Here is a 24773-nt window from a genome sequence, read left to right on the forward strand (position 1 = left end):
CAGATTAATAGATTTTTTTCAGTTAGGTGTTTCAATTAAGATCGTTTTTCTCCTTTTTTAATAATTTTAGATATACCTAAATGAAAGTGTTGTTTAGATCGCCAATCCCTCCCTGAAAAATACAAAAAACCTTTACCAACTTAATGGTAAAGGTTTGGAAATACACAAATATATCCCTTTACCATAATGGCAAAGGTCTCGCAAACAACGTCAACGTTGCCAGTTAAGCCGGTGATATTGCTATCACGTATTGTCGACATAACTGTCAGCTACTCCCCTTTGGAGTATATGAGCTCAAAGCTTGAGCGTAGCACTAACTCATGTGCTATTGAGAGTATCATATAATGTTCTGAATTATTTTGCAAGAGAAATTTTTTGTAGGCGGCGAGGATAGGTCACTTACCTCGCCCCACGTGCTACTATCTCTTTATTGAATGGGCTGGGGTACTTTTGAAGAATTCTTTCCTAACTTCTGCAAACCAAGTAAGTCAATGAGGCTGAAACCAGCCTTCGAGAATATTGGTAGAAAAACAAAAAGTATGGTATCCGTTACTTGCCCGAAGAGATGAACACCAGATGGTCCGAGAATCCAGAATGTAGGGTACCCAAACCAAAGAATGGTTAGGTATCCGGCCACAACAAGGTAGAAGCGATGTAGCTTATTGCTTTGTGACATGGCAATTCGTCTAAGGGGCCACCAAATGATATACATGATAAACATAAGGCCAACCCACCCTAACCCATACCAAAAGTACCTTACTGGAGTCGGTGATAAATCTGCAATCAGGCCTGTCAAGATCATAAACACGTCTGCAGCTATCAGTCCGCCAATGAGCACCTTATCTTTTGGAATATAATGCATGGCTGTAAAAGCAAGTGCCACAAGTAACAGTGGTGTTGTCACTAACCAGTCTAGGTAACGTGCATAATAGGTTACTTTGTCTCCTATGGTGACATGACCCTGCCCCAATGCCATCGCAGAATAAGCAGCTCCAGACCAAGCGACAATTATAAAAGCAATTAGAAATTCTGCTCTTGGCAACTTTTTTCGTTTAAACCCCATTATTGCAAAAATTACAGCAGCTATGAACATGACAACAACATAAAACCATAATAAATTAACCTCAATGGGATACATCTCAGTGTACAAACGATTCAACTCGCTTTGTCAGTATTTATTAGTGGTTATTCTTTCCTGGAATGTGTAGTTTATTCTTTTGGGGGTGTGGGATTAGGAGATTTTAAGAAGTAAAGCAAATTTGAAAATAAGAAGTTTTCTTTGAATAATTATTTTTAAACAAACGTATGATTAATTTTATTTTTATTATGGAGAAGTAAGAGGAAATCGTGTGTCGAGTAATATCGACTATTTTTGCATAGTTTAGTGAGATAGTTTTTTTGATTATTGTAGAGTTAATGTATAGTTCGAAATATCTATCTTTTTACATAAAATACTAGATTTATACAATTATTTACCCTATCATTGGCATTGTATACCCAAATATAAAACGAGGTGTTTCTTTGTCCAAATACCAGAAAGTTGCCGTAATTATATTTTGTATCTTTATCGCATTACCATTGTTATATTTTTTAATTCCTCTTGCTTTGCCATTTCTTTTTTTAGCTGGAATGCTCTATTTGAAAGCAAACTTACCAAGAATAAAAGTAGCTATTGGGGAGCGTGCTGTAAACAAAGAGTTAGAGAAGCTGGGCCCTTTGTTCACGGTGTATCATGATTTATATATTCCTGCTGAGAATGGCGGTACTTCTCAAGTTGATCATGTGGTGACTTCTCCGACTGGAATCTTTGTTATTGAAACCAAGCATTATGATGGGTGGATTTTCGGGAAGGAAAACCAGCGCAATTGGACGCAGGTGATTTATAAGCGGAAAGAGAAGTTTCTAAATCCGATTTGGCAGAACTATGGGCATATCAAGGCGTTGAAAGGTTACCTTGGTGAACGGTTTAACTACCAATCTATTGTTGCCTTCTCCAGCAGGTACACGTTAAAATTTGAAGACGATTTCAGTTCGGCGAGGGTTATTCAAATTCCTCAACTGAACAAGGTCATAAAGGAATCGTTAAACCGCCAAATAAGTGAGGTGGAGCTGCGGGGAATTAACGGAGCCTTGGAGCAATTGGTTATCCAAGACGGGAAGCAAAAGAGAATGGTACAAAAGCAGCATGTGGAAGCGATAAAGGAAAAGCAAAGGGAGAAGGGGACTATAAAAGCGGTAGTGAAAAAGTCGCCTGATACCGAAGCAAACGCTGAGTTGTGCCCGAAGTGTGGTGGGCAGCTTTCTATTAAAAAAGGTAAATATGGATCTTTTTATGGGTGTAGTGGATATCCGGGTTGTAAATATACTGCTAAGATTTCTTGAAGGAGAGACGTGCTGACTGGACAGGCACAGGTGACCACTCCCTAGGGTCTTAGATAAGGAATTTCATATGTTTGAAAAGATGAGTTGCTGTTTTTCGCAACCTATAGTAGTTTCTGATAGAAAAAACACGTGATTTTAATGGAAAATAGCTCAGTTTTTGTGGGCTAATTTTCGTTCGGACATTTATGCTCTTCGTTCGGACAAAAGAAGTGGAAATAGACTAGGGGTTCGGTCAAATCGAAGCTGCGTTCGGTCAACTTTTAACCGTTTTTGGACATCTCAAATTTTCGTTCGGCCACTTTCCGGCAATCTTCGGCCAACTTTGCCAAAACTTCGGTCAACTTTCGTGAAACTTCGGTCAAAAACCCGAAATCTTCGGACATTTGGATAAAATCCGGGTGAGGGGACAGTCACGTGCACCTAACTTGAGTGACAGTGCGTGTCCCACAACCTTCTCGGTGAAAGCTAAAGCCGCCACGACGCCTGTCACCAAAATACACCAATCTTCAGTGGGGCGCGGGGCCTGTACCTCCAAACCACCGATCCAACACCAACGCCAGCCACTTCCCACTAGCATGCACCCGCACATTTTCAATCAATCCTCTGCGAACCGCAAGCGACAGCGAAGGCTCGATAATATCTTCCCGGAGCATCTGCAATGATTCCTTAACCACCGGATCTTCCATTTCCTCTTCCAGCTTATCAATCAACGCCAGCACTTCTTCCTTAGAATCTGAATCCCCAATCTTATCAGCATTCTTCAAATAAAACTCCAGTTCCTCCGTGATAAACGGGATGTTAGAATGTTTTGCCAAGCTATCTGTCTTTTCCACAAGAGAATGACAAAGCAAATCCATATCCAATTCAACCTCGTAAAACAGGAATAGTTCGGAATATATCCGGATAAATCCTTTGATGCAATAAACAATGTCAAACTTGGTTTCTCGAACCTGGTTACCATATATGTTTTCCACCATTGCCAATATACTTTGAGAAGTTTGTATGTCATAACCTCTAGATTTCATCAGCATTTCCTGATTTAATGAATGTGGCATTTCTTTAATAAGCACTCTTGCGAAGTCGGCGTGTTGTGCGAAATAGTGAAACATCAGTTTGTAAAATTTAAAAAGTAAATTTTTATCGTTCGTATTGCTATTGACTAGGTGGTCAGTTTCTGTGGTGACCATCTTAAAAAAATAATCAAGCATCTCCATGATCAACTCATCTTTTGATTTAAAAGACAGGTAGAAAGACCCTTTGGATATGCCGCATTGCTCAGTTATTTGTTGAATGGAAGTTGCTTCAAAGCCTTGTTTAGCAAAAAGCTCTGTCGCTTTTTCCATGATTAGTTGTTTTTTAGACATGTATTTTCTCCTATACATTTCGTTGACATATGACCGTATAGTCATTATTATATGGAATAGAGTATATCAAGTCAATATAAGGGTAGGTGCAACCGTGAGAGGGTTAGTCAATTTTGTAATTAAGAACAAGCTGGCAGTATGGTTACTGACGATTATCATTACCGTAGCAGGGATCTATTCCGGTACAAAAATGAAAACGGAAACGATTCCAGATATCTCGATCCCGTTTTTAATGGTGATGGATGTTTATCCTGGAGCTACTCCAGAAACTGTGATGAAGGATGTCTCGATTCCGCTTGAGCAGGTGGCGGAAGGATTAGACAATGTGAAGGCTGTTTATTCGAACTCGTATTCCAACATCGCAAACTTACAGATTGAATATGAATATGGAACAGATATGGATGAGGCGAAGCGTGCGTTAGCTTCAGCACTCGATGATGTGGAACTCCCTGAGGGTGCCCAAGAACCAATGGTGACATCGATCAGCATGAATATGATGCCTGTAGTTGCCTTGAGTGCAAGTAGTGAAACAGAGGATATTGTGGAGCTTTCGGCAACGGTAGAAGAATCCTTGCTTCCAAAAATCCAAAAGCTTGAAGGCGTTGCGTCCGCAACCATTGCCGGACAGCATATTGAAGAAGTTGAGCTTCGCTATGACATAGAGCGCATGACGGAACTCGGATTAACAGAAAACGACGTCAAACAAATGATCCAAGCAAGCAACATGGATGTTTCTTTAGGACTATACGAGTTTGAAGAGGGAGAGGAAGCAGTTTCTGTTGACGGGAAATTCATGACCGCCGCTGAACTGGAGGAAATGCTGATCCCAGTCACTCCGTCCGAAACGGTTCAAGTTCCTTTTGTGAAATTAAGTGATATAGCTGAAATTGAAGTAATCGGGAAAGTGGAATCTGTCTCCAGAACAAACGGAGCAGACGCCATTGCGATACAAGTATTAAAGCATCCGCAAGCAAACACGGTGGATGTCGTGAACGAAGTTAAGTCGTTAATGGAAGAAGAAGAAAAACGTATCGATGGTTTAGTGGTCGATGTGACACTAGACCAAGGGGAACCAATCGAGAAATCCGTATCCACCATGGTGGAAAAAGCCTTGTTTGGTGGCGCGATTGCGGTTTTAATTATCCTTTTATTTTTAAGAGATATTAAATCGACCCTTATTTCCATCGTGTCCATTCCGGTGTCCATTTTCATGGCATTTTTACTTTTAAACTGGATGGAAATTACGTTGAATATCATGACGCTAGGAGCGGTGACCGTTGCAATCGGTCGTGTTATCGATGACTCCATCGTTGTGGTGGAAAATATATACCGAAGATTGCACCTGAAGGAAGAAAAACTAACAGGCCGCGAACTTGTACGGGAAGCAACACTTGAAATGTTCAAGCCTATTCTTTCGTCGACGCTTGTAACGGTTGCTGTATTTGCTCCGTTAATTTTCGTAGGCGGAATGGTTGGCGAGCTATTCATGCCGTTCGCTCTGACAATGACATTCGCGCTTGGTGCGTCACTTATAGTGGCAGTAACTATCGTGCCTGCGATGTCGCACTTCCTTTTCAGGAAAAAGCTTTATAGCGAAAAGACTGAAAGCGGCCATAAGGAAGTTGGAAAACTTGCTAACTGGTACAAAGGTGTCTTGAACTGGTCCTTGAACCATAAAATCATTACATCCATTATCGCGGTTGTATTATTGGTCGGAAGTCTTGGACTGACTCCGCTGATCGGATTCAGCTTTTTAGGAAGCGAAGAAGAAAAAGTCATGTACTTAACGTACACGCCAGAAGCTGGGGAGCTTAAAGAAGAGACCCTTGCGAATGTGGAAGAAGTCGAGAAGGCTATGATGGAACGGGACGATATCGACATTGTCCAGCTGTCTGTCACAGAAGGAGCTAATGAACAAATGGCCATGATGGGCGGCGGCTCTGACGGTGTGTTGATGTACCTTATTTTTGACAAAGACATGGAAAACTTCCCGGAAGCAAGAACGGAAGTGGAAGACTATGTGTTCAACATCGGTCAATCTGGTGAATGGAAGAGCCAAAACTTCGCAACTGGTGGAGCAATGGCGTCCAACGAAATTAGTTATACTTTTTCTAGTGAAAATCTCGAAAACTTGAATGAAGCCGTGAAAAAGGTAGAAGACGCGATGAGCGGAACAGACTCACTAGAAAATGTTTCGTCCACTGCTGAGGAAGCGTATGTCGAGCATACGCTGAAAGTTAGTCAGGATGAGTTGCTTCAGTACGGATTGACTGCAGGTCAAATCGTGATGATGCTCAGCCCGCAATTTGAAGAAGTTCTGACGAATGTCGAAAAAGACGGCAAAACCCTTGATGTAATTGTCAAACAAGAACAACAAGAGCAGCCAAAATCGATTGAAGAATTGTTAGAAACTGAAGTTCCGACTGCTATGGGTGGGACGATGCCACTTTCAGAGCTTGTGGAAGTAGAGGAAGGCACCACGCTTAATACCCTGGCTCGTTCAAAAGGTGAATACTACGCTTCTGTTAGTGGAACAGTCATTGGCGATGACGTTTCCAAAGCAACTGCAGAAGTGGAAGAAGCCATTAGTGACGTGGAACTACCAAACGGCGTGACGATGGAAGTTGCCGGAGTGACAGCTGACATGCAAGAAACGTTCACACAGCTTGGCCTTGCGATGCTTGCAGCCATTGCGATCGTTTACTTCATCCTTGTGGTGACATTTGGTGAAGGAGTCGCACCGTTTGCGATTCTGTTCTCCTTACCGTTTGCCGTAATCGGAGCCTTTGTCGGCCTATTGCTTGCAGGAGAGACGATTTCGGTTCCAGTTATGATGGGACTACTCATGCTAATCGGTATCGTCGTAACGAACGCGATCGTACTTGTCGACCGCATCATCCACATGGAGCGTGACGGATTGACGATGCGCGAAGCCATCCTTGAAGCAGGCGCAACTCGTTTACGCCCAATCTTGATGACAGCCATCGCGACGATTGGAGCACTAATCCCACTAGCAATTGACGGTGGCGGAGGCCTGATTTCCAAAGGACTAGGAATTACCGTTATTGGTGGATTAACAAGTTCTACACTATTGACGCTGATTATCGTGCCAATTGTGTATGAAGTGTTGTCCAAGATCTTTAAGAAGAATCGTAGAGAAGTGCAGGATAATTAGTTAGAGGAAAGAGGCGTCCTGGGGTGGACGCCTCTTTTTTGTTGGGTTGAGGGGACCCACTTTCTATAGAGTTTTGATCTCCATCATCTACGCTTATTACGTTGGCCATTACGCTTAATTTCTTCCACCTTAACCTCTTTAACCGTCTCCGTATCCTTATAAAAACTGATCGTGACATTAACCCCGAACTCTTTATCCCCTTCTTTTAACCACAATCTAAATTTTTCTGTTGTTAAAATAGGTCCTTCCTGTCTGCCTATATGTAGATAGTCCATAATATCCGCTTTTGGATATGCCTCTTTTGTACGCTTCATTGCGAGCTGTCCCCACTTAGCGTAACTTGGAACTTGTTGGGTGAATGCTTGTGCTTGTGTGACTTCTGCTGAAGTAGGTAGCTGATAGCCCAACAATAAGAAGCAAGCAATACAAAGTAGTATGGTAATCTTTTTCATTGATAATCCCTCCAGTTAGCACTTATGGTGTCCAAACGAGAGAGATTTTAGTTTATGTAAAGGCATTAGGTATGGTGGGCCACGGTGTCTGTCCCTGTGATGCCATTATTTTTGTATAGTAAAATTTAATCAAACGTATGTTTAAATTTATTTTTTGTAGCTCAAGATTAGTTTTGATGGGGGGATGCCAAATATCGACTATTTTGGCATGGTATATTAGGATAATGGTGTGTTTGCAGAGCGGTTGCGATGAATGGTTGGTTCGTATTTGGGTGCTAGTTCCGAAGAGCTGAATTATACAAAAAACACGGCGAATTATTCAATAAAACCATTCAAATTATCAACAATCCATATATTTACAGAAAAACTTTCCAAAATCCCGTAAAAAGCTTCCTCATAAAATGGGGATGGTGCCTTGCTTGCTCATATGACCCTCTTCCCTTAACTGGGTCATGGCACCTGTCCCCACGACACAGCAGGCTCCATCACCGTAATAGTATTGTTCGTAGCATTCATATTCACCCTGGCACCAACAGGAATAGCCGCCTTAAACCTGCCATGCCCTGTGGCGAATCCTGTGATCAATGGCTTTCCTGTAGGCACAAGAACCGAATTAATGAGATCTGTATAGGACGTGTTATATGCCACAGGGCAATTCGTGCATTCTCCCATAATAATGCCGATGCAATCCCTAAATTTGCCTGCCATCGATAGTTGCGTAAAGTAACGTAGGATCATGTTGGCCGGTGTGTGGGTGTCTTCTAGAAAAAGAATTTTACCTTTTGTATCGATTTCATACGGCGTTCCAATCGCATTTACGATGGAAGTGATGTTTCCTCCAACAATTGGCCCGGTCACGTTTCCAGGATTTATCCCCATTCGTACAACTTCAGGTGGATTGATAATAGGGCGCGGAGAGGTGAAAGTAGAGGTAGCTGCAAAAAATTGATTAAAATTATAAGAGGGAGTTTCCGCTCTGAAATCAATGAGCATCAGACTGTGGAAGGTGATGAGATCACTGAACTGATTTAAACAGTTCAACAGCACCGTAATATCACTGTAGCCAGAAATTAATTTTGGATTTTCCCTAATCTCATCAAAATCAAGGTAAGGCAGAATCCCTTGTACACCTGTCCCGCCGCGTGTCGCAAGGATCATTTTAACGTTCGGATTCTTGAACATATCCATGAGATCCTCTGCTCTTTTGTCAGCAGGAGCGGAGACAATTCCATCAATCGAATAAACGTACTTTCCAAAAACAACGTTAAACCCCATCTCCCTCAAATACTGTACACGCGTATTTATCGTTGTCGCGTCAAGAGGACTTCCCAATGTAACTAAACCAATCGTATCTCCCCTCTGCAACACAGGCGGTTTAATTGCCATTTCCCTCGCTCCTCCAAATCATGTTACTTATATATATGACAGGAATTTCTTTTTGAGAAGGGGAGGGTTGATGGAGCACCGACTCAAAACAATCAGCTACCTAAATCCTCCATCAATAAAAGCTACCAAATGTGCTAACCATAACTGATAAGCCAACAGCTTTTAGGAGGTTTCATGATGGACGTATCCATTTTATTAGAATATACATGGGTTTTGCTGTTGCTTATTGCTCTTGAAGGGCTTTTAGCAGCGGATAATGCATTAGTTTTAGCAATCATGGTAAAGCACCTACCAGAAAAAGAACGTAAAAAGGCATTATTCTACGGTCTTGCGGGTGCGTTTGTTTTTCGATTTGGTTCCTTGTTCGCCATCTCGTTTTTAGTGGATGTATGGCAAGTACAGGCAATTGGAGCCATTTATCTTCTCTTTATTTCTTTGAACCATATTCTTCGAAAATATGTGTTCAAGAAACAAAAGGTAAGAAAGGAAAAGGAAAAGAAAGCTGGTTTCTGGGGTACCGTATTCAAAGTGGAGTTAGCTGATATCGCTTTTGCAGTAGACTCGATCCTGGCTGCTGTAGCACTTGCTGTTACTTTGCCAGATACTCCACTTCCTACCATTGGAGGGTTAGACGGAGGAAAGTTTCTTGTTATTTTTGCAGGGGGATTGATTGGACTAATAATCATGCGTTTTGCAGCTAACTTATTTGTAGCATTACTAAAATCGAGACCAGGCCTTGAAATCGCGGCATTCCTAATTGTCGGATGGGTTGGGGTAAAGCTTCTCGTTTATACATTAGCACATCCCCAATTAGGGATTTTACCGGAAACATTCCCAAAATCTACAGAATGGAAAGTAACGTTCTACGTTGTTTTGCTTCTAATTGCAGCAGGAGGTTGGTTCTTCTCGAAGGCAAAGGAAGAAGAAGTAATAAACTGATTACAAAATGGAACAGCTCAGACATTCTGAGCTGTTTTCTGCTTTTTTCTTATTAAATATGTTTTAAAATAAGATATATAAATTGCAAAAAAGGGCAGGTGTATACAATGCAACCACCAAGCTATATCCGTAACCACCTGGGACAAATTTTCGACCTTTCCGATGGAAACATAGACAAAAATGTGGGTGTATCATACTCGTGCAAACATGCCAAAACAACGCTCTGTGTCACAGATGAAGGAGGACAGAGAGAGGTTGGGTGTCACAGGTAATTGCTACGATCTCGCCATATGGCTTTTGGATGAATTTGATAATGATGGAATTACTGCCTATCCAATTGGCCATGACCTAGGGACTGATGATGCTCATGTTGCTGTAATGGCATTAGACGAAGAAGGACCAGGTAGAAATTCTTTATCATCGCCCAAATGGGAAAGTATCTCGTCAGCATTACGACACTAGACCGTTGGATATGGCCTATTTTCTGAAAGCGGCCGAAATATGCCAGAACTCTATCGATCCAAAGCCCCTACTAGAATACCGCCTCCCATACAAGAATGAAATAGCCCATTGGGAATTTTACAATTGGAAAAGTTTTTTGAGTACAACAAAAGGTATCATACAGGATTCAGTCTGTGGAGGGTTGGAAGACTGGGTAGATCGTATCTTTCAAAAAACAGGCTATGATCGAACGTTTTTATATGAGGTATTAAGGAGATATGAAGGTTTAATAAAAGAAGGAAATTAAAGGGGGGTGCCGAATAGTAAGGGAGAAGAAATGCCGATATGAGAGGGGAAAGGTTAGGGAATAAATACCACCCCTTAGATGCCTTTCTTTATGTAGCGTAAAGCCTGATTAATATGGAGGATCGTTATATGACAACCAAAATGATTTCAAAAGTGGAAGGAAACGTCCTTGTTTTAGAGCGTGAATTTAGTGCCTCAAAAGAAAGTTTATTCCAAGCTTTTTCAAAAGCAGAGCATCTAAAGCAATGGTGGGGACCGCGTGGCTGGGAGCTGACAGTTTGTAATCTGGACTTTAGAGAAGGTGGCGTATGGCATTATTGCATGAAATGTGAGGATGAGAGCCAAGGCGACTTTTTCGGATTTGAATCTTGGGGGAAAGCAGTTTACAAAAAAATTGTTCCGAATGAAAAAATCGAATACATCGATTATTTCTCAGATGCAGATGGCATTGAGTCTACGGAAATGCCTGCAACGTTATCCACATTATTATTCCAAGAGCATGACGGCAAGACAAAGCTTGTGAATCGCGCAGAGTATGAATCTCAAGAAGCTTTGAAAACTGTCCTGGAAATGGGAATGGAGCACGGCATTAGAGAAACGTGGGATCGTTTGGAGGAGCACGTTTCAACTCGTTAAGAGAATATATATATCAGAAAACACAGTGACTTGAAGGGATACCTAGGTATCCCTTCAAGTATTTAGCGAGTTTTTTTAAAAAAATTTGCATAGAAGATCACGCCAATTTCTTCTTTATTTTGTGGTGGTTTAAGAAACCCCTCTCATTAACCAAGTATTATGTTTTAAACCTTTAGCAATTTCGTCTAACATAAAGAAAATAGCGGAGGCACAGACAGTAAAAAGCAGGTACTCTGGTACAATAAAATATGTAGCAAAGCCTAATCCAATGTGTAGGAACCCAGAAATGAAAATGCGAATCTTTCCGCCGAATTTATTTGAAAAATAATCTGCAAAAATGGAGGCAGGGATACCGTAAAAGATCGTTCCGATGGATCCATAAAAACCAAACAGTATTAAAATAAACAAGGTCCCTATTAAAGCTTCAAAATAATCGGTAACAGAGGAAGAGGAAAAAGTAAATAAATCGATCATAAAGATTATTGGTAACAACATAGAAGTTAGCAAAGCTACCTTAACCTTCCTAAAACAATCTTGTGTAAGCTTTTCTCTAAATGCAGGGAAGAATAGCAAAGCCGAGAAGAAGATAAGTACTCCTTTAATATAGGAAGGAGTGATAGAAATGAAAATTAGAGTGATACATACAATTAAAGTCATTATTAATACATAGGAGTTTCCTCTTATCATATCTATCCTTCTTTCTTTGGTTTATATATGCAAGACCTATACTCTTTAACTATAAAGGAAGTAGCTTGTTTTGGATATCCATTCTAACAAAAGCTTCTCTTTTCTAGACCTTGCATAAATTAAACTAAAAAAGCGCAAGGATCACTCCACCGGACCCATCACGCAAAACGTCTTCTGAATAAACACCTCAACGGCTGCCTGTCGTAAACCTACCTCGTCATTGAATCGGATAGCGAGAAAGCTAAAGTTCTCCACTTGGAATGCTCGCGTTTGTGATAGTGGGATGTTGTATTCTAAAGGTGCATCTGAAGAATCGGTCGTTACCCTCACAAGCAAGTTATTATCAAGGAATTCCGGGCCTAACGTAGGACTCCCAATCTGAAAGTAAGTCTTATTATGATTTTCAGTAAAATCCTTAAATAAAACAAACTCAACACCCGCATTAATTATAAAAGTAAGCGGAATATTACCTGTCTCATTCTCTCCGACCCCTTGAAACTTGTGCGTCTCTACAAAATTCTTTGCAGGGCATATCTTACGCCCACTACTAGCGCTACTAACCATTGCCGAAGGTTCCGGCAAAACTATAGAATCACTCTTAAAACTATATTTTCGAATCAAATCTATCTCATCCTATCAAAAAATAATCTAGCATTATATTCTATGACAGATGGTGAGTTAAGGAGCCAAGTACGCCGCCCCATTTTATAAGGGAGTCGAAGCTTATGGTCAGTTAGTGGTTGCCAAGCCAGGGGCTATATTGCCTTTTAGGAGCTAGAAAATTAGAAGAATGACATAAATTACAGTAAAATATTAATGAGGGAAATTTACTTACTTAATTATGATATATAAGAAGATTACTTTGTCCTAAGGAGGATTTAACTATGAAAACCGAAGAACAATTTTTTCAAGAAGGAAAATCCATACAAACATACATGGATGAAATGAAAATGTTAAAAGAAGAAAGCTTTACGGTCTACGAAAAATTCCGATTGCCTGAAGATGGATTAGCAGAAAAGCTGCAACAGCACTCGTTGCACTTCCTAACCATTACAGAAGACTGGTGCGGGGATGCCATGATGATCAATCCTGTGATTCGCAAGCTGGCTGAAGCTGCAGACATTGAATTTCGTGTTGCTTTAAGGGATGAGGATACGAGTCTGATTGACCGCCACCTTACAAAAGGAGGACGAGCAATCCCGATGATTCTAATTCTTGACGAACATGGGGAGCTGTTAGGAAAATGGGGACCTCGTGCACTAGAAGTACAACAGATAGTGGATGAACTACGCGGGGCGCTGCCACCTAAGGAAGATCCTACTTTTGCAGACAAGCAAAAAGAAGTCATTGCAACTCTAAGAGAGAGATATGTAAGCGAGGAAATCCTGTGGACTTACGTGTATGATAGTTTTAAAAATACTTTATTGAACATTTTGGAAAAGAAATAGTAGATTTAATCAGCCCGTGGTTACAGAAGATAACCGCGGGCTATTTTTTTGTGGACAACTCTATCGTGGGTCGCGGTGCCTGTCCCCAGTACCTAAAATTTCTTTCCTTCTCCTGAAATTTTCCGCTCTTCCATTACGTTATACTTATTAGGTAAGGGGGATGAGAGTTTGCAACAGCAGGATGATGTTTATTTTGTGGAGCAAGTGCTTGCGGGGAATAAGCAGGCGTTTGCGTTTATTATAAATCGTTATAAGAATAGGATTTATGCCATGGTGCTCCGAATGGTGAAGAACCCAGAGGACGCAAAGGACCTTGTGCAAGAGTGTTTCATCAAAATCGACAGCTTGATAAATATGACCGGAAAGGAAGTTTTGCCAGCTGGCTGTACAGAGTTTCTGTCCATCACTGCATGGATATTTTCCGAAAAAAGCAAATAGATACCACAGAATTTTCGGATGCAACGGGGGGTGGAACCTTAACTCCAGAAGTGATTTATCTTCAAAAGGAAAAATATCGACAACTGGAAAATCTTCTAGCTACTCTGAAGAAAGAGGAGCGCATCATTGTACTTCTAAAATACACAAACGATCTGAGTTATGAAGAAATAGGCAATATATTGGACATTCCCGTACATACGGTTGCCAACAAAATTCATCGTGCAAAAAATCAATTGAGGAAAAAGGTGCAACAGGAGAAAGGGGGCTATTTTCATGAAATGTTTTGAATTTGAGCAACTGGCTGCATATGTGGATGGAGTGCTGTCTCAGGAGGAAATCAAGCATGTAGAAAAACACATGGAGTTTTGCCCATCCTGTCGCGAAGTGGTGGTCGCACTGGAAAAAGAAGATGCCTTCCTCCAAGAAGCGATCCAGTCGCCGGTGTTGCCCTCTGAATTTGACAACGAAGTGTTAAGCAAGCTTGAACCGTATCAGGCAAAAAAGAAAAGATGGAACTGGCCCAATCAGTTGCTTACTGCAGCAAGTATAGTACTAGCATTTGGTTTAGGTGCTTCTTTTCTAAGCGACATCCAGCAAAGCGATACAGGTAATTCGAAGACTCCTGTAGTACAAGAAGAAAAGGATGCGCTGTATTCAATAGAAGATGAAGGAGTTCTGTTGGAAGTAACTGATGTAAATGCAAGCCCTTTGAAGATAGAAATATTCTATAGACTAAAACCTGAAGAATCGGTGTTAGACGATTTTTTAAGGAAGCATAATGTAAATCATTTGAGTCAGGTAGGAAATGACTATAAGAGGTTACCGCCGAGCGGGAAGATAGTGGACATAAATGGGCAGGAGTTGCCTCAAGGGGAAGTGGCTTTAGGTAGCAATGGTTGGCTACAAAACTCAGTTGTTATTAAGCCTGCTAAATTGGATGAAAGTCCGCTTCCGGACACATTTCAAGCTCAGATAAAATTTGATGATTTATTCATGCAAGAAGGAGAGTGGGAACTATCAATTCCAATTGATGTTACAGAGGCAAAGCTCCTTACTAAAAGTAACTCAAATAATATTGATTTTATGTATGATGATTTTAATGCAGGTCAAATAGAATGGGAACTTTCCACCAATGCACACAGACTACAATTCTATGCGCAATATACACAGGATAAAAAGGATCAGCTTAAAAAAATTATGGAAGCACGAAATGATGAAGAGTTAACACCAATAATTATTCCTGAGCTTAGTATCGTGAATAGCGCTGGTGAGGAGTTATTAGTTGATGGTTTTAACCTAGGATCTCATATGGGAGAATCTTTTACTTTTGAATATTATTTTGCAAATCGAGTAAACGGTATGGATGTTACCGAAAATTTGTCTCGAAGTGACGCATTGACTTTAAGGTTAAAAGGTTTCCGATTAGAAGAACCAGAAAATACTCAGTTTAAATTGAGTGACGGTATGGAACAATCAGATAAGAATGAATGGACTATTGAATCCGTTACAGTTGAAGAGAACACAACTAATTCCAAGTTAGTCTCCATAATAGGTAAAACAACAATTAATAACCTTGAAAGCTTTATTGTGGAAATTAGCAGCGATAAGGGTTGGGTCACTAAAGAAGTGATAAATACAACGGTTTCCAATGAAGGTACCTTTATTATTCAGACAAACATGCCAAAAAGTATAACTAACTACCAACTAGATATCACAAACGTTACAAAATGGTTTGAGGATGAGAAGGAAATTATTTTATGGTGATATGAATGTCCTGAATAAGAGCGTTGCTAAGGAAATAATGTCGATTAACTGTGTTGAAAATAGGGAAAATAAAAGATATTTCTCGGGAAATTGTAGAATGGTAATAGTAGGAAAGGTTAAGATATGACATGAAAATCCTTAAAAGTCCCAAAAACCGCCTATGATAGCATTTACTGTATCATAGGCGGTTTGTTTATCGAATTTCACATCGTATCGTGCACCAATATGTAGATTTATGCAATACGTAAAAGGTATTTATAACTTCTACTCCAGGCATATCGCCTACCGATACGCTGCATAAAAGGTATCAAAAGTTCCCTTTGTGTGACTATTTCTTAAAAAGAGATAACAGCCAAGCCCAATTCCCGCCATCTCGCTTTTGCATCTCTTCTTCTAAGCGTTTATTAAAATCATTCTGAGATACCCATTCTCTTTTCTGTTCATCGCGCATCTTTTGTATTTCTTCTTGTAAGAGCTCTGTTCTTTCTCTTTCTTGTTCTAAAAGAGTTTCATAGTGTTCTCTTTGTTGTTCTGTTAATTTCTCAATCTTGTTATTCGTTTTTTGAGCCGAATTTCCGATGCTCGAACTAATGAAATGATGATCCTGTTGAAGCTGCCCTACCGTCGTTTTAATATGAGCCATATCGTTTTTAAGCTGTAAATTCATTTCACGTGCTGCAGCAAGTTCATTCACTAAGTATTTAAAGGCTTCTTTGATCTGATTAGGATCAGTTGGTAATGTTTCGCTCGTATCGGGTAGCGCTATGTCTGTTTGAGCCGTGTTCTCCAAGCGCTCTTTTTGTTGCTCTACTATATCGCGTGCCGTGCTGTCGAGTGGCTTGTCCGTATCGCGCAGCGCTACAAGCGCTTTAACATCCGATTCAACAAAAATACGTCTGTCCCCATCCTTTAAAAACTCGTACCCATTCCGCTCTAATATCTGTCCATACTTCCGTACAGTAGGGGTGGCAATCCCCACTTCTTCCGCTACTTCCTTGGTCGAATATGCCCGTTCATTTGGTTGAATATCGTTTCGCATATCGCACCTCCTATCTTTAATATGAAGGTTTTATGGTTTTTTGGCAAGGGTATAGCGCCTATAGATATGAAGAATTTCTAATCCGCCGATTCTTATTTTTATTCTTAAAAATTTCTTAACACTTCTATCCTGGTATTTATTGTAATAAAATTACAAATGCATATTAAAAGAAAATAGATGGAGGGATTAGTATGTCTGAGGACCAAAAAACAAACCCTGAAAAACTCCCCAAAAGCACCCTGGCCGATTCCATACAAAAGAAAGATAAAGAGTTTGATAACAAAATGAGCCAGTATGACAATGAGATTGAGGAAATAAAAAACAACATATTGGGGAAGGAGAGATAGGTAATGTAATCCAATTCTCAACCATAATTGTGATCGTATGAATTTTATGGATTCTCATCTAATCTTTCATAATTTACAATAGAGTGCTTGGTTCGGTGGAAATAGCTTCATGCGGGAGACCAACTTGGAACTTGTCCCAAAAGAGAAATCGGGAACTGCATCAGGAATTTATGCCACCGTCCGCTACATCTGCGGTTGTGAGTATGTTTGTGGGGAGTATGGTGTTGTATGTGGTGCTTTTAGTCGCTGTGGTTGTTGGTGTGGTTGTTTCTGTGGGGATGAGGGAAGAGTTGAGGGGAGAGACACGCTGACCCATTTCGGAAGATTAATTTCGTCTTCCGAAATATTTTCATTGCAATTGGCCTCAAATCGTCCTACACTGATTAAAAACAATCAGAAATTGAGGAACTGCCATGAACCAATCAGCAGGAAACAAAGAACTTGCCGTAGGGATTGTCTCTGCGGGTTTATCATATATTTTATGGGGAATTCTCCCTTTATTTTGGAAACTGGTGGACGATGTACCGTCAGGAGAGATTCTGGCACACCGAATTGTCTGGTCGCTCGTATTTATGCTGGTCATTTTAGCATGTCTAAGGAAGATTCCCTCTTTTACTTTGGAGCTTAAAGCCCTTGTTAGGAATCAGAAACGTCTTATCGGAATCAGCCTTGCCTCAATATTTATCAGCATCAACTGGGGACTATATATTTGGGCGGTAAACGCGGACCGGATTATAGAAGCGAGCCTCGGATACTATATTAATCCGCTGGTGAGCATTCTACTTGCCGTTATTGTGTTAAAAGAAAAATTGTCTGTTCTTCAGACGCTGTCTATTATTCTAGCAGGGGCCGGTGTGCTCGTGCTGACTTTCAGTTTCGGGACCTTTCCATGGGTCGCGATCATGCTTGCTCTAAGTTTTGCCTTTTACGGATTGATTAAAAAGATGGTGCAGGTAGGTGCGCTGGTTGGTTTGGCTATTGAAACTTTGCTGATCACGCCATTTGCATTGTTGTTTTTGGGGTATGTGCACGCTGGGGGTTCCGGTTCTGGTGGAGCCTTTGGTAGCGACTTTGGGGTAACATTACTTCTGTTGTTAGCCGGTGTGGTTACGGCAGTCCCATTATTGCTTTTCGCGAGCGGCGCAAAAAGGATTCCGTTATCAATGGTAGGTTTGCTGCAGTATTTTGCTCCAACTATTAAGCTCATTATGGGCGTTTATTTGTTCCATGAGCCATTTACAAGTGCGCATTTGGTGGCATTTGTTTGTATATGGTTGGCACTTGGGGTTTATACGTATACGTTGATGAGGGGTTGGAAGTTGAAGCGGGCGGTAGTGGTTAGTAAGGGAATTTGATGGTTTGTTTGGGGGATGAAGACACTTTCAGGAGAAAAATTTATTAGAGATTGTCTTCATTGATGTTATGAAGACAATCTCTAAAGAAAAAAAGACCTCAAAGTGTCTTCATAATGTTGATGAAGACACTTTCAAGGAGAAATCTTACTCGAGAATGTCTTCATGGCATTTTAATTCCCCAAATTCTAACTAAGCACATAAAAGTTTTTAATAAATACTAAATAAACCTGACTGTCTCCAAGCGATCTGTTATATTTATACAGAAAGGAGTGTGCTATGTTATATAAAACTCGAACAATCCCACATGAACTAGAAGTTTATCAGTATTTAAACACACGTATCAAACTATCGGAAATAGAGAGGAAGCACCTTTTTACTCTTCGTAAAGGATTTGAAGGGGAAGTGCAATTTGATAATTTGACCTCATCCATCCACTCCGAATGTTTCATCCTCAATGACCTGCTCCTACAACAAAACAAAAGCATTTTCCAAATTGACACGTTAATCATTGCTCCTGACACTATTCATCTATTTGAAGTCAAGAACTTTGAAGGGGACTGTTTTTATGATTCAGACCGTCTGTATACAAAAATTCCTCCACAGTCAGAGATTACTAACCCACTAATCCAACTTACTAGAAGTGAATCATTACTTCGGCAGCTACTCCAAAGCCTCGGATGCAACTTGCCTATTCAAGCCTTAATTGTCTTCATCAACCCTGAATTTACCTTATATCAAACACCCATCAATAAGCCTTTCCTTTTCCACAGTCAGATTAATCGGTTGTTTGATAAATTCAACTCAACTTCCCGTAAATTAAAGACTAGCCATAAAGAATTAGCCGAACGATTATTATCTCTGCATTTGCACGATCCACCTTTTTTTCTTCCGCCTTCTTACAAATATGAAGATTTGCGAAAAGGAAATACTTGTGAGAAATGTGGCTTTTTTCAAATTAACATTAGGGGTACTAAGTGTATGTGTAAGGAATGTGGGAGGATGGAGTTATCAGAAACCACCATTATGAGGAATGTAAAGGAACTTTCTATGCTGTATCCCGAAATGAAGATAACTACAAAAACAATATTTGAATGGTTTCAAGGAGAAATACCTAAGAGGACTATTGGGAGGGCGTTAAAAAAACACATGGATTGCAAAGGAGTGCGCCAGTGGAGTCACTATGAGTATTAATTTGCATTCGTTGTTGGACTAGTTGAAATAAATCTACTATGGATGAAGACAATCCCAAGGTGGAAATAGGTGTGAGAGTGTCATCATAGTATGAATGAAGACACTCTCAAGATGGAAATGTGTATGGGAGTGTCATTATATCATGGATGAAGACACTCTCAAGGTGGAAATGCGTATGGGAGTGTCATTATATCATGGATGAAGACACTCTCAAGGTGGAAATGCGTGTAAAAGTGTCATCATAGTATGTGTGATGCCATTTTTGGAGGGTAAATCTAATAAACATCCCATATATGAAGGTTTAATAGCAAGTGAAAGCGAACTATATGAATACAAAAATAAATTAAAAGGGGCTTCTATTATGAACCAAAATCAAAATAAACAATCTGCCATCTCATTTCTCCAAATGGTGGCTTCCGGAAAAATACGTGAAGCATTCGAACGCCAAATTGCTCCTGACTTCCGGCACCACAATCCATATTTTCGCGGAGATGCTGAATCTCTTATGCTGGCAATGGAAGAAAACGCGGTTCAAAGTCCCCACAAAACCCTTGAAGTAAAGCATGCAATTGCAGATGAAAATACTGTTGCGGTTCACTCACATATTAAACAGAATCCTGAGGACCTCGGAGTGGCAGTCATACACATTTTCCGTTTTGAGGGAGAGAGGATAGTGGAACTGTGGGATGTCGGGCAGGCAATTCCGAAAGAATCGCCGAATGATCATGGAATGTTCTGATACTCTGGGTTGACGAATAAAGTACATTGTTAGTTAATGGTAAAATACCAAGAAAGCAGGCGATCTCTCAATGGATTTTTACGAGAAGTTAAAGAGTGGGATCAACCAGCTCAAAGACAGCAAGGGTATACCAGTCCCGATTACAGTCTTTATGCTGCAAGAGCTCCTTCAAAGAAACGATAAACTGCAGGAAGTTGTGGTCGAAATTAAACAAGGTGAAATTATCGTCTCCGGGAAAGCCGAAGCAGACCTCAAGTTGGCGAAAAAAGATGTCTCCTTTTCCATCACGTTGCAGCCAATACAAATGGAAGGAAGAGAGCTAATCTTTAAGATTGCGAAACTTAAACCATTGAACCTTAGTATTCTCAATAAACGTATCTTCGACAAACCACCACATCTAAGCTATAAAAGCGGTCATATCAGAATTGATTTTAATAGCTGGGACATTGTCCGTAAGATTCCTGTTGGTAAAATAAAAAGCTACGAGGTAGTAGAGGGGAAAATCGTAGTAATGTTAGGAATTTGAAGAAGCTTCTCCTTCTAAATTCTTTTCCTTCCCTCTTTCTCCAATTTTTCACGTTCCATTTTTTGTTCAAGCAGGGCAAGGGGATCGGAGTAATGACCGTAGATGTCCCCTTGTTTATATATTTCAAGAAGATGATCTTCCTTGAGCGTGTCTGCGCAAGTAGGGGTTCTCCTATGAAAACCAGGAAGTATTACTGCGGTAGCCAGGATGACCACGATAATCCCCCACAAATTGCCCTGAAAAACAAAATACAAATATAATATTCCAAGTATTATTACCCACATAAGAGCCTCCATGTAAAAAAGTTCACGACTACATATATGGTGTAGCAAACAAAATTATGAGTAAAATGTACGTTTCTTCACCTTACATCTATTCAATTGTTAGTCATAGAATAATAGAGAAAATGTAGTTTTAAGGAGGTGAGTTATGGTATTGCATGCTATTACATATACCACCGTCACCAACTAACAACCCAAATTCAAAAATGTAAAACAGACAATCAAATCTAGCAAATTCCACCCTATCTTAACGGCATTAGTCCATGCATCCTGTAACAAATTACATAGAATAATAGAAAAGGTAGAGTATCGGTCGTCCGTCAATACCTGCCTTTCAAAGGAGGTCCGACATCATATGACATGCTATTACTACCTTAGCTCGAAACATGATTACAATACTGAATGCAAAGCGAAAAAGAACAAAGAGAAGCATCATTGTAATAAGTGCGGAAACAATTTTAACCTGAACATTTTCGGAATCAGTATTAACATCGGCAGGAAGGGTCATTGTTAGTGTTAAAGTGCCCATTTCAATAAGGAAGAGCAGTTTGACCATAATGCCAATAACTCCACATTTGTGCCAGCGGAATTTTAACTAGTACAGAGACAGGTAATACTGTCCTTTTCTTTGTATCTATTCTTTTTTTTATGTAAGATGAATAAAAAGAGGGAGAATTGTTTAAATGAAACTTTCCGGCATACATCATATTGCTATTATCTGCTCTGACTATGAAACTTCCAAAGATTTTTATGTGAATCTGATGGGCTTTCCCATTATCCGTGAGGTGTATCGTGAGGAACGGGATTCTTATAAACTAGATCTTGCTCTCCCAGATGGCACGAAATTGGAGTTGTTTTCTTTTCCAGAGGCTCCAGCAAGACCAAGTTACCCCGAAGCACAGGGACTTCGCCACTTAGCTTTTCAAACTCCTGATATATCTGCGGCAGTGAAAGAATTAGAAGGGAATGGAGTACAAGTCGAACCAATAAGAACGGATGAGCACACGAACAAAAGATTCACTTTCTTTTCTGACCCAGACGGGCTGCCAATTGAACTATATGAAAGTTAAGCAAGGGTCTCAAAAATAATGATGCCAGCAAAGGGTTACTGGCATTTAAATTAATGAACAGGTCTTGCACTAAATTTGCAGGCTTTGCTTGTAGAAGTAAAAGTTGATTTTTTCAGATGTTTATTATGAGGGAATGGGAAGAGACCTGTTCTCTTTTTCTTATGCGCTAACTTTCGCTTGTGATTGGCGACTTACCGCTTTAAGGATGAACAATTTATCTTGGTCAGTTAACATTCTCCAGCTCTTTACTTTAATTTTCATTGACTATTCCCCGCTTTCGTTTTTTTAAGTTTTTATACTTTAAAAATACCTTTTATTTACTTGATATAAACAACAAAAATTCCTACATTTTCCGCATGAGAATGCGCGTTTTGAGGGGGTTTTTAGCGAAAATTTGCATGTGGGCTCGATTCTGAAATGCATGTTATGGAAAAATAATATAATATTTTACTATTTTATCCTTTATTTTGTCGTGGTAAAATTAGTTGGTGAAGTTTGAAACCTTATGGTGTTAGTATACGTATAACCCTTATAAGGAAAAATTAACAACAGTTACATATTATGAGGAGGAAATGAGAATGAAACGTACAGCAGAGATAGTAATGACAGTCATTGCAGTGATTATTAGTGGTTTGACAGCACTTTTCGGGGTATTAATGAATTTAGGCATGTCCGATCCTGAATTTACAGAGGTTATGGAAGAAGAAATGGCTGCCGACCCAGCGATGGGAGATATGGATATGACGGCATTCATGGATATATTGGCAGCGGCAGGTCCAACAATGATAGCGGTCGGTCTTATTTCTCTAATTCTTGGAGTAATCGGTATCATTGCCATTAAAGGAAACAAAAAACCAGTACTCGCAGGTATCATGTTAATTCTAGCAGCGCTTGTAATTGGAATTGGAACCATTGGATTTGGAATCATTCCAGCAGTTCTTTACTTGATTGCGGGAATCATGGCATTTGCAAGAAAGCCAAAATTAACAGAACAACATATTTAAAGAGCAGAAGGGACAGGCACCGCGACCCATTTGGGTCATGGTGCCTGTCCCTTCATAACTTTCACAACAAAAAGGCCCCATAAAAAGAGGCCTTTTTTTATGTCTGTTTATCTTAGCTGTCTATCAAGATTTTAATAAGTAAGATCTTGAATTTTTGTTCTGCATTGAATTGCTTCTAGCCTATGGGAATCCGCTTTTTCCACTAGTTGCTGTTTCATGTTCTTATCCAGACAATCTTCAGCAATGACTGTGTAATAGTGGGATCTCATATTGTGCCAGAAGTACTGTAAGTTTCTTACCGTCTTCATAGCAGGACCTCCTTTTCACTCATAAATCAACGGAGGTTGGTGCGGGTAACTGGCTAACTGGTTTGCCGTGAAAAAGCAAACTTAAGTCCCTATAGTTTTGCGTCACTAGCTTTCACTAGTTTTGCCTTTTTCCATGATTTATGAAAAATACATCTTAATTGTAGTCTTTTAGGCGGTGAAATGACATAGGACTTTAGATGTGTTTTGTCGCTTTTTGTCGTAGAGGACCTGTCCCGAAAACCCACTAATCCCCACAACACTTCTTAAACTTCTTTCCACTTCCACAAGGACAAGGGTCATTCCTTCCCACTTTCTTTCTTGATTCAAAATCTATGACATTGTTTCTAGACGGTTCTGCTGCAGGCTTGTCTGTCCTAATCTCACTTGGAGCATATCCTTTCAGAAACCACTGTTTGGTGTTGTTATAAAAAGGCATTAATTCATCTATGACTTTCTTGGCGGAGTCCATGGTTTCAAACACTATTTCTTCTGTCCATGCTTTTAACACTTCATTTGGCGTGTATCCTTGTTTAAACAAGGATTGGCACTCTTCCGTCAGGAGGTCTGCTTCTTTTTTTGAAAGGGAACACTCTTTCACTAAAAGGGCTGAAACCTTCTTGAAACTTGCCGTTCGTTCCACATAGTCTTCATCACCAGCACGAATTAATTGTTTCTTTGTAAAAGGGTAGAAATTAATGTGCGGTCTCAGATTTTGTTGCTCTATAATCATTTCAGGATCCATTACTTCATAATGGGAAAAACCGTTCTCATCGCGGACAATATATTCGTAATAAGTTTTTGCCTCGAAAATGGTGTCTAGGAAGCGACGAAATTCCTTCATATCTACTAACCCATTTTCAATCAGCTCGAAAAATTGATCAGCGCTTAACGTACCATAATAAAAAAGAAGTCCATTCACAACCTTAATCCACTCTGTATTTTGCTTAACTATTGGAGACCATCTTGTATTATTTAAAACTTCTTTTAATCTCTTGGTCAATTCAGGATCTGAAGGGAGGACAAGTTTATTCCTTCCTTCGTCCGATACATGAAAAAAAAATCCTGTAGCTTGGAAAAAGTATATTTGCTGTGATTCTAAACTTTCAGTAGATACATGCTCATTTTTGAAGACAAGGTCTTTCAAAATATTCATTCGGTGTTCATCCCAAGTTAAAAATAGATTTTCCAAACGCTTCGGTATCTCCTCCGACAACAAATCTACCAGCAGCCCTTTGTTTAAGCTGCTTGCATTCTTAATCCCGTAATTCCTGCGTAAGGTATGTAGTTCATCCTTTGTTTTTAGAGATAAGGCATCCTTTAAGGTGAATGGAATAGCAAGATTACTAGTTACCTCATCCAATGTATTATTCAATTTGTCCACCTCCAGTGGCTAATTTTCTTTATCAACTAGTATAACCTTTATTGAAAGAATCTAGAAGGGACAGGCACGGTGAGTAATCCAGCTGGTTCACCGTGCATGTTCCCAAAACCCATT

At 40.0% G+C, this 24773-nt stretch carries 28 protein-coding genes and 1 riboswitch; of the genes, 18 read left to right on the plus strand and 10 right to left on the minus strand.

Annotation, left to right across the window (positions count from 1 at the left end; all coding sequences use genetic code 11):
* Positions 1-427: 427 nt before the first annotated feature.
* On the minus strand, positions 428-1159 hold the full coding sequence (locus tag LC091_RS10615) for a bacteriorhodopsin (RefSeq protein WP_226681973.1): 732 nt from the start codon (positions 1157-1159) through the stop codon (positions 428-430).
* A 362-nt stretch (positions 1160-1521) separates the two neighbouring features.
* On the opposite strand from LC091_RS10615, the gene LC091_RS10620 reads away from it, so the two are divergent.
* Positions 1522-2382 (plus strand): NERD domain-containing protein, encoded by an 861-nt coding sequence (locus LC091_RS10620; RefSeq protein WP_226681974.1) that lies wholly within the window; start codon positions 1522-1524, stop codon positions 2380-2382.
* Between the two features lie 506 nt (positions 2383-2888).
* On the opposite strand, the gene LC091_RS10625 is transcribed toward LC091_RS10620, so the two are convergent.
* Positions 2889-3746 (minus strand): TetR/AcrR family transcriptional regulator, encoded by an 858-nt coding sequence (locus tag LC091_RS10625; protein WP_226681975.1) that lies wholly within the window; start codon positions 3744-3746, stop codon positions 2889-2891.
* A gap of 94 nt (positions 3747-3840) precedes the next feature.
* Between LC091_RS10625 and LC091_RS10630 the strand changes: the two genes are divergently transcribed.
* Positions 3841-6921: an efflux RND transporter permease subunit gene (locus LC091_RS10630; RefSeq protein ID WP_226681976.1), complete on the plus strand. Its 3081-nt coding sequence runs from the start codon at positions 3841-3843 to the stop codon at positions 6919-6921.
* An 83-nt stretch (positions 6922-7004) separates the two neighbouring features.
* Here the strand turns inward: LC091_RS10630 and LC091_RS10635 are convergent, their stop codons facing one another.
* Both LC091_RS10635 and LC091_RS10640 read right to left on the minus strand, forming a co-directional pair.
* Positions 7005-7373, minus strand: coding sequence for a DUF3889 domain-containing protein (locus LC091_RS10635; RefSeq protein WP_226681977.1), 369 nt, complete (start codon positions 7371-7373; stop codon positions 7005-7007).
* Positions 7374-7823: 450 nt separating this feature from the next.
* The gene (locus tag LC091_RS10640; protein ID WP_226681978.1) at positions 7824-8759 is read right to left on the minus strand and encodes a S66 peptidase family protein; all 936 of its coding nucleotides are present in this window, start codon (positions 8757-8759) and stop codon (positions 7824-7826) included.
* A 177-nt stretch (positions 8760-8936) separates the two neighbouring features.
* Between LC091_RS10640 and LC091_RS10645 the strand changes: the two genes are divergently transcribed.
* The 4 genes from LC091_RS10645 to LC091_RS10655 all read left to right on the plus strand — a co-directional run bounded on the left by LC091_RS10645 (position 8937) and on the right by LC091_RS10655 (position 11081).
* Entirely contained in the window at positions 8937-9698 is a 762-nt protein-coding gene (locus LC091_RS10645) for a TerC family protein (protein WP_226682396.1), read from the plus strand.
* 207 nt (positions 9699-9905) lie between these two features.
* Positions 9906-10160, plus strand: coding sequence for a hypothetical protein (locus tag LC091_RS20495; RefSeq protein ID WP_319003654.1), 255 nt, complete (start codon positions 9906-9908; stop codon positions 10158-10160).
* A gap of 4 nt (positions 10161-10164) precedes the next feature.
* Positions 10165-10446, plus strand: a complete 282-nt coding sequence (locus LC091_RS20500; RefSeq protein WP_319003655.1) for a hypothetical protein — start codon at positions 10165-10167, stop codon at positions 10444-10446.
* A gap of 128 nt (positions 10447-10574) precedes the next feature.
* Positions 10575-11081 carry an SRPBCC domain-containing protein gene (locus LC091_RS10655; protein ID WP_226681979.1) on the plus strand — a complete coding sequence of 169 codons (507 nt, stop codon included), beginning with the start codon at positions 10575-10577 and terminating at the stop codon, positions 11079-11081.
* 129 nt (positions 11082-11210) lie between these two features.
* Here the strand turns inward: LC091_RS10655 and LC091_RS10660 are convergent, their stop codons facing one another.
* Together LC091_RS10660 and LC091_RS10665 are read right to left on the minus strand one after the other, a co-directional pair.
* On the minus strand, positions 11211-11738 hold the full coding sequence (locus LC091_RS10660; RefSeq protein WP_226681980.1) for a hypothetical protein: 528 nt from the start codon (positions 11736-11738) through the stop codon (positions 11211-11213).
* A 171-nt stretch (positions 11739-11909) separates the two neighbouring features.
* Positions 11910-12389, minus strand: coding sequence for a hypothetical protein (locus LC091_RS10665; protein WP_226681981.1), 480 nt, complete (start codon positions 12387-12389; stop codon positions 11910-11912).
* Positions 12390-12652: 263 nt separating this feature from the next.
* Here LC091_RS10665 and LC091_RS10670 point away from each other — a divergent pair, with 263 nt between their 5' ends.
* From LC091_RS10670 to LC091_RS10685, 4 genes are all read left to right on the plus strand, one after another.
* A complete protein-coding gene (locus tag LC091_RS10670) occupies positions 12653-13216 on the plus strand; it encodes a thioredoxin family protein (RefSeq protein WP_226681982.1) in 564 nt (187 codons plus the stop codon).
* A 168-nt stretch (positions 13217-13384) separates the two neighbouring features.
* Positions 13385-13654: an RNA polymerase sigma factor gene (locus LC091_RS10675; protein WP_226681983.1), complete on the plus strand. Its 270-nt coding sequence runs from the start codon at positions 13385-13387 to the stop codon at positions 13652-13654.
* Positions 13540-13941, plus strand: a complete 402-nt coding sequence (locus tag LC091_RS10680) for an RNA polymerase sigma factor (RefSeq protein WP_226681984.1) — start codon at positions 13540-13542, stop codon at positions 13939-13941. Before LC091_RS10675 ends, LC091_RS10680 begins: the two co-directional genes overlap by 115 nt.
* Positions 13928-15418 (plus strand): anti-sigma factor family protein, encoded by a 1491-nt coding sequence (locus LC091_RS10685; protein ID WP_226681985.1) that lies wholly within the window; start codon positions 13928-13930, stop codon positions 15416-15418. Before LC091_RS10680 ends, LC091_RS10685 begins: the two co-directional genes overlap by 14 nt.
* Before the next feature lie 328 nt (positions 15419-15746).
* On the opposite strand, the gene LC091_RS10690 is transcribed toward LC091_RS10685, so the two are convergent.
* Positions 15747-16457, minus strand: a complete 711-nt coding sequence (locus LC091_RS10690) for a MerR family transcriptional regulator (protein WP_226681986.1) — start codon at positions 16455-16457, stop codon at positions 15747-15749.
* A 191-nt stretch (positions 16458-16648) separates the two neighbouring features.
* On the opposite strand from LC091_RS10690, the gene LC091_RS10695 reads away from it, so the two are divergent.
* From LC091_RS10695 to LC091_RS10720, 6 genes are all read left to right on the plus strand, one after another.
* A complete protein-coding gene (locus LC091_RS10695; protein ID WP_226681987.1) occupies positions 16649-16804 on the plus strand; it encodes a hypothetical protein in 156 nt (51 codons plus the stop codon).
* Positions 16805-16974: 170 nt separating this feature from the next.
* The gene (locus LC091_RS10700; protein ID WP_226681988.1) at positions 16975-17115 is read left to right on the plus strand and encodes a hypothetical protein; all 141 of its coding nucleotides are present in this window, start codon (positions 16975-16977) and stop codon (positions 17113-17115) included.
* 102 nt (positions 17116-17217) lie between these two features.
* Complete coding sequence (gene rarD / locus LC091_RS10705; RefSeq protein ID WP_226681989.1) at positions 17218-18159, plus strand: EamA family transporter RarD; 942 nt, start codon at positions 17218-17220, stop codon at positions 18157-18159.
* 276 nt (positions 18160-18435) lie between these two features.
* On the plus strand, positions 18436-19350 hold the full coding sequence (locus LC091_RS10710) for a nuclease-related domain-containing protein (RefSeq protein ID WP_226681990.1): 915 nt from the start codon (positions 18436-18438) through the stop codon (positions 19348-19350).
* Positions 19351-19711: 361 nt separating this feature from the next.
* Positions 19712-20089 (plus strand): nuclear transport factor 2 family protein, encoded by a 378-nt coding sequence (locus LC091_RS10715; RefSeq protein WP_226681991.1) that lies wholly within the window; start codon positions 19712-19714, stop codon positions 20087-20089.
* 70 nt (positions 20090-20159) lie between these two features.
* Positions 20160-20615: a hypothetical protein gene (locus LC091_RS10720; protein WP_226681992.1), complete on the plus strand. Its 456-nt coding sequence runs from the start codon at positions 20160-20162 to the stop codon at positions 20613-20615.
* Positions 20616-20629: 14 nt separating this feature from the next.
* On the opposite strand, the gene LC091_RS10725 is transcribed toward LC091_RS10720, so the two are convergent.
* Positions 20630-20899 (minus strand): hypothetical protein, encoded by a 270-nt coding sequence (locus tag LC091_RS10725; RefSeq protein WP_226681993.1) that lies wholly within the window; start codon positions 20897-20899, stop codon positions 20630-20632.
* 680 nt (positions 20900-21579) lie between these two features.
* Between LC091_RS10725 and gloA2 the strand changes: the two genes are divergently transcribed.
* Both gloA2 and LC091_RS10735 read left to right on the plus strand, forming a co-directional pair.
* Positions 21580-21966, plus strand: a complete 387-nt coding sequence (gloA2, locus tag LC091_RS10730; RefSeq protein ID WP_226681994.1) for an SMU1112c/YaeR family gloxylase I-like metalloprotein — start codon at positions 21580-21582, stop codon at positions 21964-21966.
* Between the two features lie 578 nt (positions 21967-22544).
* The gene (locus tag LC091_RS10735; RefSeq protein ID WP_226681995.1) at positions 22545-22970 is read left to right on the plus strand and encodes a DUF4064 domain-containing protein; all 426 of its coding nucleotides are present in this window, start codon (positions 22545-22547) and stop codon (positions 22968-22970) included.
* A gap of 131 nt (positions 22971-23101) precedes the next feature.
* Here LC091_RS10735 and LC091_RS10740 read toward each other — a convergent pair whose 3' ends face one another.
* Both LC091_RS10740 and LC091_RS10745 read right to left on the minus strand, forming a co-directional pair.
* Positions 23102-23278, minus strand: coding sequence for a hypothetical protein (locus LC091_RS10740; protein WP_226681996.1), 177 nt, complete (start codon positions 23276-23278; stop codon positions 23102-23104).
* Between the two features lie 41 nt (positions 23279-23319).
* A riboswitch (cyclic di-GMP riboswitch) is annotated at positions 23320-23414 on the minus strand.
* 108 nt (positions 23415-23522) lie between these two features.
* A complete protein-coding gene (locus LC091_RS10745) occupies positions 23523-24650 on the minus strand; it encodes an SEC-C metal-binding domain-containing protein (RefSeq protein WP_226681997.1) in 1128 nt (375 codons plus the stop codon).
* Positions 24651-24773 lie beyond the last annotated feature (123 nt).

The sequence above is a fragment of the Sutcliffiella horikoshii genome, assembly GCF_020524325.1.
Classification (GTDB): Bacteria; Bacillota; Bacilli; order Bacillales; family Bacillaceae_I; genus Sutcliffiella_A; species Sutcliffiella_A horikoshii_D.

Excerpts from the sequence above, each read along its gene's own strand:
- LC091_RS10625 (WP_226681975.1), bottom strand. The coding sequence starts at position 3,746 with ATGTCTAAAAAACAACTAATCATGGAAAAAGCGACAGAGCTTTTTGCT.
- LC091_RS10635 (WP_226681977.1), bottom strand. The coding sequence starts at position 7,373 with ATGAAAAAGATTACCATACTACTTTGTATTGCTTGCTTCTTATTGTTG.
- LC091_RS10640 (WP_226681978.1), bottom strand. The coding sequence starts at position 8,759 with ATGGCAATTAAACCGCCTGTGTTGCAGAGGGGAGATACGATTGGTTTA.
- LC091_RS10645 (WP_226682396.1), top strand. The coding sequence starts at position 8,937 with ATGGACGTATCCATTTTATTAGAATATACATGGGTTTTGCTGTTGCTT.
- LC091_RS20495 (WP_319003654.1), top strand. The coding sequence starts at position 9,906 with ATGCCAAAACAACGCTCTGTGTCACAGATGAAGGAGGACAGAGAGAGG.
- LC091_RS10655 (WP_226681979.1), top strand. The coding sequence starts at position 10,575 with ATGACAACCAAAATGATTTCAAAAGTGGAAGGAAACGTCCTTGTTTTA.
- LC091_RS10660 (WP_226681980.1), bottom strand. The coding sequence starts at position 11,738 with ATGACTTTAATTGTATGTATCACTCTAATTTTCATTTCTATCACTCCT.
- LC091_RS10670 (WP_226681982.1), top strand. The coding sequence starts at position 12,653 with ATGAAAACCGAAGAACAATTTTTTCAAGAAGGAAAATCCATACAAACA.
- LC091_RS10685 (WP_226681985.1), top strand. The coding sequence starts at position 13,928 with ATGAAATGTTTTGAATTTGAGCAACTGGCTGCATATGTGGATGGAGTG.
- LC091_RS10690 (WP_226681986.1), bottom strand. The coding sequence starts at position 16,457 with ATGCGAAACGATATTCAACCAAATGAACGGGCATATTCGACCAAGGAA.
- LC091_RS10695 (WP_226681987.1), top strand. The coding sequence starts at position 16,649 with ATGTCTGAGGACCAAAAAACAAACCCTGAAAAACTCCCCAAAAGCACC.
- LC091_RS10700 (WP_226681988.1), top strand. The coding sequence starts at position 16,975 with ATGCCACCGTCCGCTACATCTGCGGTTGTGAGTATGTTTGTGGGGAGT.
- rarD (WP_226681989.1), top strand. The coding sequence starts at position 17,218 with ATGAACCAATCAGCAGGAAACAAAGAACTTGCCGTAGGGATTGTCTCT.
- LC091_RS10710 (WP_226681990.1), top strand. The coding sequence starts at position 18,436 with ATGTTATATAAAACTCGAACAATCCCACATGAACTAGAAGTTTATCAG.
- LC091_RS10715 (WP_226681991.1), top strand. The coding sequence starts at position 19,712 with ATGAACCAAAATCAAAATAAACAATCTGCCATCTCATTTCTCCAAATG.
- LC091_RS10720 (WP_226681992.1), top strand. The coding sequence starts at position 20,160 with ATGGATTTTTACGAGAAGTTAAAGAGTGGGATCAACCAGCTCAAAGAC.
- LC091_RS10725 (WP_226681993.1), bottom strand. The coding sequence starts at position 20,899 with ATGTGGGTAATAATACTTGGAATATTATATTTGTATTTTGTTTTTCAG.
- gloA2 (WP_226681994.1), top strand. The coding sequence starts at position 21,580 with ATGAAACTTTCCGGCATACATCATATTGCTATTATCTGCTCTGACTAT.
- LC091_RS10735 (WP_226681995.1), top strand. The coding sequence starts at position 22,545 with ATGAAACGTACAGCAGAGATAGTAATGACAGTCATTGCAGTGATTATT.
- LC091_RS10740 (WP_226681996.1), bottom strand. The coding sequence starts at position 23,278 with ATGAAGACGGTAAGAAACTTACAGTACTTCTGGCACAATATGAGATCC.